Source organism: Candidatus Eisenbacteria bacterium, from assembly GCA_026388185.1.
Lineage (GTDB): Bacteria > Eisenbacteria > RBG-16-71-46 > JAFGJU01 > JAFGJU01 > JAPLKG01.
Genome location: JAPLKG010000007.1, coordinates 1 through 10515 on the forward strand (window position 1 = coordinate 1; position 10515 = coordinate 10515).

Sequence of the window (10515 nt, forward strand, 5' to 3'; positions counted from 1 at the left end):
GTGATCAGGACGCTGGTAGAGAAGTCAGAGGCGACTGGTCGTCATTCGGTGATTTGGGATGGTACGACGGATCGTGGTGAGAAGGTAGCTAGTGGTGTGTTCTTCTATCAGCTTAACGCTCCTGGATACAGTGGCGCTAAGCAGATAGTGGTACTCCAGTAGTAGAGCTTTCTTTCTACGGGAACATTGAAGGGGTTGGAGCATAGCTCCAACCCCTTCAACTTTTTCCGGGCTTGATTTTGGAGTTGACAACTGGAGCACCGTTTGATAGCTTTTCTGACTAATATGTCGGGGTTGCTCACGTTTGCGCGTGTGAGGAAGGCTTGTGATCGCGAACACAACGGGGGGTAGTTTACACATGAGATCCCGCAATCGAGCGGTTCTTGTTTGTCTTGTCTGCGCAGCGGCCGTGCTGGTGTTCCTCCTCACGTTCCTTCAGGGGTGCAGGAAGGAGAGGGCAGGTTTCGAGAGAAACCTCGCTCCAGAGACGTTCCTTTCCAGTGTGCCCTTGGATAGCTCTTACGTCTTCTACAGGGTGAAGCTTTACTGGGCAGGAATGGATCCTGACGGCGAGGTAGTCGGTTACTACTACGCCGTGTTGGACAGCAACCTCATCCCTGCAGAGAGTTCGTGGGTCTGGACCACCGAAACGGAGATGGAGCTGTCGTTGCTCGCAAACAACCCTGAGATGCTCGGACACCGTTTCTACTGCAGGGCCGTCGATAATAGGGGGCTCGCGGATCCCAGCCCTGCCTTTGTATTTTTCTATGCCAGGGATTTCCATCTCCCTAAGATAACGTTCACGAGATCTTATGCAGTGACACCGGAGGGAGAGACCGTGCCGCTCACTGCCGCGACAGTCGCGCAGCTTACTGATTCCACTCCCGGTGACACCATACCTACTCACTCCGTCCTCAATTTCTCGTGGCGGGGTTGGGATGACGACCCGGGCGGATACGTTACAGGTTATCTGTACCGGACCAGCGACGACGCGCAGTATAGGGGGGGGACGCTGGCCGATACCTCGTATTCGTTTTCTGTGACAAAAAACGGCATGCTCAATTTTGAAGTTGTCGCCCTTGATGATGCTGGAGCCATGAGCCGCAGAGATTCGCTCAGGTATTTTGTTGTCGACAATGATCCTGACACATGGATCATCCCACCCTGCGACACGTGTTGTGAGGGGCAGGGAGGAAGAGGGTTCACGCGGGGAGGCTCGATTCCGGGATGCAACGGCGATACGCTGAGGCTTACAGGCAGCGTGTCGATCTCATTCAGTTGGGACGGTTGGGACAAGGACGGTTACGTGGTGGGTTGGACACACAGGCTGTTGCGTGCGGGAGGCGGCCCTGCCTACGCGTTCACCTCTCAGAAGACCTGGCAGATCGCCGAGTCTGCGAGCGGCAACTACAAGTTCCTGGTGCGAGCACGTGACAACGAAGGCAAGGAAGACGGCACACCTGCCTCGGTCAATTTCTCTCTGAACTGCGCTCCGTTCTTTTTTGGCGAACGACGTTCATGTTCTTCCACCGACGGCGTCCTCGAGACGTGCGACAAACCGTGCACGGCCACGCTGGTTGATCTGGGCGGTGGTGTTTACGGGGTCAGTATCTCCTGCACCGCTTGTGACATGGAGACCTCTCCCACACTGCTTGTCTACCGAGTAGACGTCAACGGCAGAGAAGGAATATGGAGGGACGCATCTGCCTCAGGTCCTCTCGAGATCGTTTTGGCACCAGTTGATGGGCTACACTCGGGCTCCAACAAGATTGTCATTTGGGCCAGAGACAAGGAGCCTGACGGTAGTGCAGGAAGAATGTCAGCCAACGGCCAAGAATTTGATATCACGATTCCATAAGGGGAAGTGAGCCATGATGAAAACCAGACGCCTACTCTTGTTTGTATTTGTTTTCTCTCTCCCGGTGCTTCTCCTTCTTACCGGCTGCAGCCGCAAAGACTCCGGCCACAAGGCGGATAATATCAGACCCTCCGTGAAGGTCTCCGGGGGGCCGCCTCAGGGTGGGACCTCGACTTACTCCGTGCCCATTTACTGGTTTGCCTGGGACGACGATGGGGTCGTCGACCACTTCCTCTATGCCATCGACGACACGACTGTCTGGACCGAGACCACGTACTTCCAAGGTTCGTTTCTCTTCAGCGCCGACTCCGTAAGGTCGGGAGATGAATTCGGGCAGTGGCACACCTTCTGGATCAAGGCCGTTGACAACGAAGGTGCGGAATCATACCCGGACTATCTGGCTTTTGACGCCAGAACCATTGCACCCAAAACCACCATCATTAGTCCAACCTGCAATCAAGCAGATGGAACTTTGTTCTGCTGGGGGGCACGACCCGTTGGACTTTCTGTCAAGGTAGTGTGGGAGGGCGAGGACCTGGACAGCAGAGATCCTAAACAACTCCCGGTGGCCTACAAGTGGCGACTCTTTAACCTCACCAAGGCCGGCCTTCCGAATGGATGTCCCGACGAGGCCACGTGTGCAAGCATTCTCGATTCGACCCCCTACACACCTGACAGCACGTCTTTCTGGTCCGCGCCGACCACGGAAACCGAGATTCGCTTTACAAACCTTCAAGCGGGCTCGTTCTGGCTGTTTGGGGTGAGAGCAATTGACGAGGCTGGCGCCATCGAACCCAACCTGGTCTTGTGGAGGAATGTCACGTACTTCAGAACGATGACAGGCTACGGCTTCCCTACCCTCACTATTTGCGAAGGAGCGAGCTGCCACGAATATCCTTCCGACGGGCCCGTGTGGGAAAGGGAGGCTCCGGTTGGTAAGCAGCTCGTATTTACGTGGTCGGGAGACGCGAGCGCGTACGGAGGCACCATTACCGGCTATACGTATGGCGTGGATATCGAAGATCTAAACGACCCATCTCAATGGGAGGGCTGGAGTTCTGAAGTAAGAAGCGCAAAGATCGTTTTCAATTCACCCGGTGTCCACTACTTTTACGTGAAGGTCAGAGACTACGCTGACGCAGAGACAATCGGGATCGTTCAACTGAACATAATCGAATTCCTGTTTGACCGGGACCTCTTGTTCATTGACGACTATTTTGATCTGGGCACCGGCGACTTGCCCCACGATACCTTTGTCAACACCTCTTTCGGCAGATATCATGCCTACACAGACACCATGTACACATTCAATTTCCTCAGCTCCGGCCCGACAGGGGATCCGAGAGAGATTGGAGGGACGGGCACAGCGCCTTCTCTCACGGAGCTCTCACGATACAAAATCTTGATTTGGGACTGCTACGCTCCGCTGGCCGCCTATGACTGTGGTTTGAGAAGGGTCGTGCAGGGAGGTATTCTCGACGTCTACCTCAAGGGGGGTGGCCGTCTCTGCTTGTACGGCACTGAAGTAGTGAAAGGCACGGACACTGACTTCACGCAGTATCCCATTGACTTGTCGAGAGGCGACTACCAAGACAAATTCGCCTGCAAGTACCTCAAGATTTCCGGTCTGGTCAACAGGTCGTTTTCGGGGAGCAAGGGCGACGGATTCAAAGGCGCATTTCCCAACAGGGCCAGCTCGGATGCACTGCCGATTCTGGACGTAAATCTCTCGCTGCCGAATACGACCGTGTACGGTCTGTACCAAATTGAGGCCGTGATGAGTGCGATGCAGGAGCCGGATCTGACTCAGAGGCCCGATACCATGTATCTATATCGTTCCAACTACATCACGTCTTCATATTACAAGAAGGCCTGCGGTCTGAGGTTCTTTGACGCTTACGGTAACTCAAAGGTGGTGTGGATGGGGTTCCCAATTCAATGGTTCTACGCACAGCAGGCCGAATCGCTCGGCACGTTCGTGATGGATTGGATGTTCGAGGATCTCTCCCCGTAGCCACACGGGGTCGTCTCAAGATAGTCCGTGGGGGTCAGACTCGGAGACGAGCCTGGTTCCTTGACTCTTGGCGATAGAATCGCTTGACGTTCGGAAGCTCACAACAGGAAGGAGTCTATGTCGGAGACGAGAGGAAATTCTTCAGGTTTCAGTCTTCTTCATCCATTTTTGTCGTTCCTTCTGGTTTCCGTGCTCGTTTTGTGTTCGTCCGCCTCTGGAGCCATTGCCCAACTCGGAATAGCTCCAGTGTATCCCGAGTTTATCTGGTCGTCCGTCGTCTGCGGCGACAGGGAGATCAAGTTCAGTTGGTCTACCGTCGTGGAAGAGAGGCTGGCTCAGATTGCCGACAGTTTGACTGGCCTCGGGCTCACGGTTCCGGACTCTCTGAAGTTTGGCAGTTACAGGGTCTGGCGAAGCGAGGTCCCGGACACTTCCCAAATGATGCTTCTCAGGGAATTCACCGCAGCCGACACCGTAAGCTGGACTTTCATAGGAGACGAGCGACAGTTTGCGGACCCGGATTCCGTGTTCGAGATAAGGCTTGTCAAGACCAAGGTCGGCTACGACTCGCTCTACGTGAGGATGAGGGTCTCGCTGGATCTTCCAGGTCCATACAACGGCGTGGGATATTACTACGCCATTACCTACCATGACTCCGTAGGAACGCAACGAAGCGGCAAAGCGGATTGTTTCACCTATTTGCCGACCCACGCCGTGGCAGAACAGAATCGCAGCGCCGAAAAGGTGTGGGTTGTTCCCAATCCCTATCATGGCAGCTCGTCCTGGGACGCCAGCGAAGGTAAGAGAATCCAGTTCATCAATCTTCCCGCGAGCTGTAAGGTCAGCATCTACACTATCGCGGGCGATCTGGTACGAGTGCTCCATCATCCGGACCCGGATTATTTCAATTACGGCAGCTACGGCGGGGCGCTCAACTGGAATCTTCAGAACGAGAACGGGAGAGAAGTTGTTCCAGGTGTATATATCTTCTACGTTGAGGGTGAGGGGGGAGAGGTCTACAAGGGCCATTTCGTAATCATTCGCTGATTACCCCAAAGAGCTGAACTGTCTCTTACAGAACCGCTGAGGTTGACGTGGCTTTGCCTCGACCTCGGCGGTTTTAGCGAAAAGCAAAACTCTGCCAGGAGAGGGGAACACGATGGAATACAAGAACTTCATCAACGGGGAGTGGATTGGAGCAAAGGGCAAGGAGAAGTTCGAGAACAGGAACCCGGCCAACTGGGAAGAGTTGATCGGCGTGTTTCCTCGTTCCGGGCCAGAGGACGTTGATGAAGCCGTGCGCGCGGCGGAAGAAGCCTTCAAGAAATGGAGACTGGTTCCGGCGCCGAAGAGAGCGGAGATTGTTTTCCGCGCGGGGGAGCTTCTCAGGAAGAACAAGGAAGAGATCTCTCGAGACATGACTAGAGAGATGGGAAAGGTACTCCAGGAGACTCGCGGCGATACCCAGGAGGGGATCGATACCGCCTACTATGCGGCCGGAGAGGGCAGGAGGCTTTTCGGCGATACGTCCCCCGCAGAGCTCCCGAACAAGTTTGCCATGTCCATACGGCAACCCATAGGAGTGTGCGGGATCATCAGTCCGTGGAACTTCCCGATGGCAATCCCGACGTGGAAAATCTTTCCGTGCCTTGTTTGCGGCAACACCGTGGTCTTCAAGCCCGCCAGCGACACGCCTCTCACCGCCGTGAAGCTCGTCGAGATTCTCATGGAGGCAGGTCTTCCTTCGGGAGTAATCAATCTTGTTCACGGGACCGGTTCAGGCGTGGGCACGCCGCTCACAGAGCATCCGCGCGTCAGGCTCATTTCCTTTACCGGTTCTTCCGGCGTCGGCAAACAAATCGCGGCCTTCTGCGGAAAAACGCTCAAGCGGGTCTCGCTTGAGCTCGGAGGCAAGAACGCCCAAATCGTGATGGACGATGCGAACTTGGAACTCGCAGTCGAGGGAGCGCTGTGGGGAGCCTTCGGCACCACGGGTCAGAGGTGCACTGCCACGAGCCGTATCATATTGCACGAGAAGATAAAGGACAAGTTCCTCTCGATGTTCCTCGAAAGAGTGAAGCGACTGAGGCTCGGCAACGGCCTCGACAGCTCAACCGACGTCGGACCTCTGGTCAACAAGGCGCAGAGGGAGCAGATTCATTCCTACGTCGAGATCGGGAAGAAAGATGGGGCAGAGCTTGTTGCGGGCGGAAGACCCTACGAAGAGGGCGAGTGCAGGAAAGGCTGGTTCTTCGAACCAACGGTTTTTGACGGTGTTCTCCGCAAGATGCGCATAGCGCAGGAGGAGATCTTCGGTCCGGTGGTTTCGGTGCTAAAGGCCAAGAGCCTCGCGGAGGCCATCGAGACACTCAACGACAGCAGCTACGGACTCTCTTCTTCCATCTACACCAGTGACGTCAACTCTGCTTTGACCGCAATCAGGGACATCGAGGCCGGCATTACGTACGTGAACGGCCCCACGATAGGTGCAGAGGTTCACTTGCCTTTCGGAGGCGTGAAGGACACCGGAAACGGGCACAGAGAATCCGGTACGGCAGTTCTTGACGTATTTACGGAATGGAAATCCGTCTACATCGACTACAGCGGTAAACTACAAAAGGCCCAGATCGACAATGTGCCGATGGACCAGGGCTGAGTGTTTTGATGCTCACAAAACATGAATCTTGACGGCGCCGGACAAGGAGACGTAAATTGACAGTCAAAACAAGTACGCGAGAAACTAGGATCTTCATGCGAAAAACCAGGACTCTGCCCGGCCCCAAGGCCAAGAGGCTCATAGCAAGGGACACGCTTTGCATGTCCAAATCGTACACTCGCGTCTATCCTCTCGTTGTGGAAAGGGGTAGCGGCGTGTGGCTTTGGGACGTGGATGGAAACCGGTTTCTTGACTTCACCGCCGGCATAGCGGTCTGCGCGACGGGGCACAGCCATCCTCGGGTGGTCAACGCCGTGAAGGAACAGGTGTCACGCTTCCTTCACATGTCGGGGACCGATTTCTATTACGCCGCGGAGATCAACGTCGCAGAGAAACTCTCCGAGATCACGCCCGGTAAGTTCCACAAGCGTGTCTTTCTCACCAATTCCGGCGCCGAGGCCGTCGAAGCGGCGTTAAAATTGTGTCTTTACCAGACGCGTCGTCCGCAAGTCATAGCCTTCTACGGCGCGTTTCACGGTCGAACGATGGGTGCACTCTCCCTCACCGCAAGCAAGGCCGTGCAGAGAAAGCACTTCTCCCCGTTCCTTGCCAACGTGACGCACGTGCCGTATGCAGACTGTTTCCACTGCGCCTACAATCTCAAGTATCCGTCGTGTGATTTCGCCTGCGTCAATTTCATCGAGGAAGTGGTGTTTCACAAGTGCACGGCGCCGGAGGACGTCGCCGCCATTTTCGTTGAGCCCATACAGGGAGAGGGAGGATACATCATCCCGCCCGACGGCTATCACAAACGTCTAAAGAAGTTGACGGAAAAATACGGCATTCTCTTTGTCGCGGACGAAATACAATCCGGTATGGGAAGGACGGGCAAGATGTTCGCGATCGAACACTGGAACGTCGTGCCCGACGTCATCGCCGTCGCCAAGGGGCTCGCCTCCGGTCTTCCCATCGGCGCTGCCGTGGCTCGCTCCGTCCTCATGGATTGGGAGCCGGGCGCACACGGTAGCACGTTCGGCGGGAATCCGGTCAGCTCCGCCGCGGCCCTCGCCACCATATCCTTGCTCGAAGAAGGACTTGTCGAGAACGCTTCGCGAGTGGGAGCCTTTCTCTTGGAGTCTCTCAAGGACATGGAAAAGAGGCACCGCATCCTCGGGTGGGTGAGGGGAAAGGGTCTCATGATAGGCATGGAGATTCTGAAGACTCGCGGAAGCAAAGAAGGGAATCCGGACAAGCGCAATTCGCTCGTGCGCCGTTGCTTTGAAAAGGGGCTTCTCGTTCTTCCTTGCGGAGAGAGCGCCCTGAGATTCTCACCGCCTCTGGTGGTTTCGAAGAAAGAAGCCGAGCTGGCGCTGGAGATATTCGAGGAAGCCCTCACGGAAATCGAGAAAAAGAAAGACTGACCGGGCAGGGTTCACTCCACCGCTGCAGGCGCTCAGGAGAAACTCTATTGAGACTCTACGAATACGAGGGCAAGGAGCTCTTCAAGAGGGAGTCGATACCGATTCCGAAGGGCAGGCTTGCCACCGATGCAGAATCGGCTCTCAAGGCTTCGGAAGACATGGGCCTTCCCGTCGTGCTGAAGGCTCAGGTCCTCACGGGTGGGCGCGGCAAGGCCGGAGGGGTGAAGATCGCCCGAACGCAAGAAGAGGCTTTGAGGTGTGCGAAGGAACTCTTTGACCTGAAAATATCGGGCTTTCCCGTAGAGAAACTCCTGGTTGAGGAGTGTCTAGGCATAGAGAGAGAACTCTACCTGGGAATAAGTATAGACAGGGTTCGTTATCGCCTTGCCGTGATAGGATGCCCCGAGGGTGGCGTCGAGATCGAAGAGACGGCGCGGGCTTTCCCCGAGAAGATAAAGAGAGTGGACCTCAAGGTCACGGAGGAGATGCTGCCGCATCAGGCGATTTTCCTCGCCAAGGGTTTGGGCCTCGGGGGCGCGCACTTACGGCCTGCGACCGACACGATACTCAAGCTCGTTCGGGTCTTCAGGCGCTACGAGGCCAAGCTTGCCGAGATAAACCCTCTCGTGCTTACAAGAGAAGGGAAACTCGTCGCCGCTGACGCCAGAATGAGCGTTGACGAGGACGCCCTCTTCCGCCATCCCGAGCTCTCGGAAATGGGCATAGAGAAGCGCCACGAAGAAGGTGAGCTCACTGAGAGGGAAAAGAAGGCCAGGGAAAACGGAATTCCCTACCTCGACCTTGACGGTGACATAGGAATGTTTCCCGGTGGGGCGGGCTTCGGCATAATGGGAATCGATTTTCTCAATTTCTACGGTGGAAGACCCGCCAACTTCATGGATTCGGGTGGCGGTCCCACTCCCGAAAGACTCGCCAAGATGCTCGAGCTTCTCGAAGACAACCCCAACGTAGTAGCGATATTCGGCGCAAGGTTCGGCGGCATCTCCAGGTGTGACGACTTTGCCAGAGGGGTCGTCATGTTCCTCAAGGAAAAGGGCCTCACAAAACCGATGGCCATGAGAATGACCGGCAACATGTGGCAGGAGGGCGTGCGGATTTTTGAGGAAGCCAGGAAGGAGAATCCCGCACTCTTCACTAACATAGAAATCTATGGAATCGAGACGCCCATCGAAGACGTGGCCAAGAGAGCAATTGAACTTGCCAAGACAAAGAAAGAAGGAGCTCGCGGTGGCCATTCTCGTTGACGAAAATAGCAGGGTGGTAGTGCAGGGGATTACGGGTGGGGCAGGAAGCTTCCACACAAAACGGATGCTCGAGTACGGCACCAAGGTCGTCGCAGGGACGTCGCCGGGAAAGGCCGGCCAGAATGTGGAGGGGGTGCCCGTGTTTGACACGATGGCCGAGTGCGTTGAAGCAACCCGCGCCAACGTTTCGGTGATTTTCTTGCCCGCGCAGTTTGTTCTCGACGGGGCCGTCGAAGCCATCAGGGCAGGCATAAAGGTCGTTGTGGTCGTGCCGGAGCACATACCGCTCGTGGACATGATGAAGATAAGACAGGAAGCCAGAGAGGCGGGTGCTCTCGTCATCGGCGGTAACACGGCAGGCATAATAAGCCCGGGAAAGGCCAACGTGGGAATAATGCCCGACATTGCCTTCAGGCCTGGAAGAGTGGGCACCGTGTCCCGCTCGGGCTCGCTCACTTATTACGTGGCAGACACACTGTCCAGCTCCGGCTTCGGGGAGACGACCTGCGTCGGATTGGGCGGGGACCCGATTCTCGGCACGACCTTTGAAGAGGTACTCGATCTCTTTGACAAAGATCCTCACACGCGTGCGGTCGTGCTTGTGGGCGAGATTGGCGGCGTATACGAAGAGATGGCCCCTCCTCGAATAGCCACCATGACGAAGCCCGTTCTCGCAATGGTGGCAGGCGTTCACGCCCCACGAGGAAAGCGAATGGGACACGCGGGGGCAATAATAGAAGGGACGATGGGGACGGCGAAGGAGAAACTGAGAGCCCTTGAAGAAGCGGGAGCCCACATAGCCCGCACCTTTCTTGATATTCCTCTAATTCTCACTAGACTGGGAGTCTGAAACAGGCTCGTGGCGTGCCCGATATGAATTCGCCGATCATATGCGAAGTGTTCCGTTCATCTCAGAAGGGAGACGTTCCGGAAAGTCTCCACAGGGGGCACGTCGCTGTCGTTGATGACGGTGGCAGACTACTCTTCTCCACCGGCAATCCGTTTTTTCAAACCTTCGCAAGAAGCGTTCTGAAACCCTTCCAACTTGTCGCCGTCAGTGAATCGGGCGCCGCCGACCATTTCTCTTTCTCAAACAAAGAACTCGCAATCATGGCCGGTTCGCACAGCGGGAGTGCGGCGCATCTGGAGGTCGTGCAGGGAATCCTGTCCAAAATCGGGCTCGACGAGGACGCGCTCGAGTGCGGAAGCCATCAACCTCGTGATCCCGAGCAGAGCAGGCTCATCAACGAAGGAACACGCCGCCTCTGTCAACTTCACTACAACTGTTCTGGAAAGAACTC

8 protein-coding genes are annotated in these 10515 nt (G+C 55.8%); all 8 read left to right on the plus strand.

The window, feature by feature from the left end; all coding sequences use genetic code 11:
• Window positions 1-358: 358 nt before the first annotated feature.
• Entirely contained in the window at window positions 359-1858 is a 1500-nt protein-coding gene (locus NTX17_02665; protein ID MCX5800275.1) for a hypothetical protein, read from the plus strand.
• A gap of 13 nt (window positions 1859-1871) precedes the next feature.
• Window positions 1872-3872, plus strand: a complete 2001-nt coding sequence (locus NTX17_02670; protein MCX5800276.1) for a hypothetical protein — start codon at window positions 1872-1874, stop codon at window positions 3870-3872.
• A gap of 117 nt (window positions 3873-3989) precedes the next feature.
• Window positions 3990-4919, plus strand: a complete 930-nt coding sequence (locus tag NTX17_02675; GenBank protein ID MCX5800277.1) for a hypothetical protein — start codon at window positions 3990-3992, stop codon at window positions 4917-4919.
• 112 nt (window positions 4920-5031) lie between these two features.
• The gene (locus tag NTX17_02680; GenBank protein ID MCX5800278.1) at window positions 5032-6528 is read left to right on the plus strand and encodes an aldehyde dehydrogenase family protein; all 1497 of its coding nucleotides are present in this window, start codon (window positions 5032-5034) and stop codon (window positions 6526-6528) included.
• 56 nt (window positions 6529-6584) lie between these two features.
• A complete protein-coding gene (locus tag NTX17_02685) occupies window positions 6585-7949 on the plus strand; it encodes an acetyl ornithine aminotransferase family protein (GenBank protein ID MCX5800279.1) in 1365 nt (454 codons plus the stop codon).
• Between the two features lie 47 nt (window positions 7950-7996).
• Window positions 7997-9214 (plus strand): acetate--CoA ligase family protein, encoded by a 1218-nt coding sequence (locus NTX17_02690; protein MCX5800280.1) that lies wholly within the window; start codon window positions 7997-7999, stop codon window positions 9212-9214.
• Entirely contained in the window at window positions 9168-10064 is an 897-nt protein-coding gene (gene sucD, locus NTX17_02695) for a succinate--CoA ligase subunit alpha (protein ID MCX5800281.1), read from the plus strand. The genes NTX17_02690 and sucD overlap by 47 nt, the downstream gene beginning before the upstream one ends.
• A gap of 23 nt (window positions 10065-10087) precedes the next feature.
• The coding region (locus tag NTX17_02700; GenBank protein ID MCX5800282.1) for an asparaginase at window positions 10088-10515 on the plus strand (428 nt) is incomplete at its 3' end.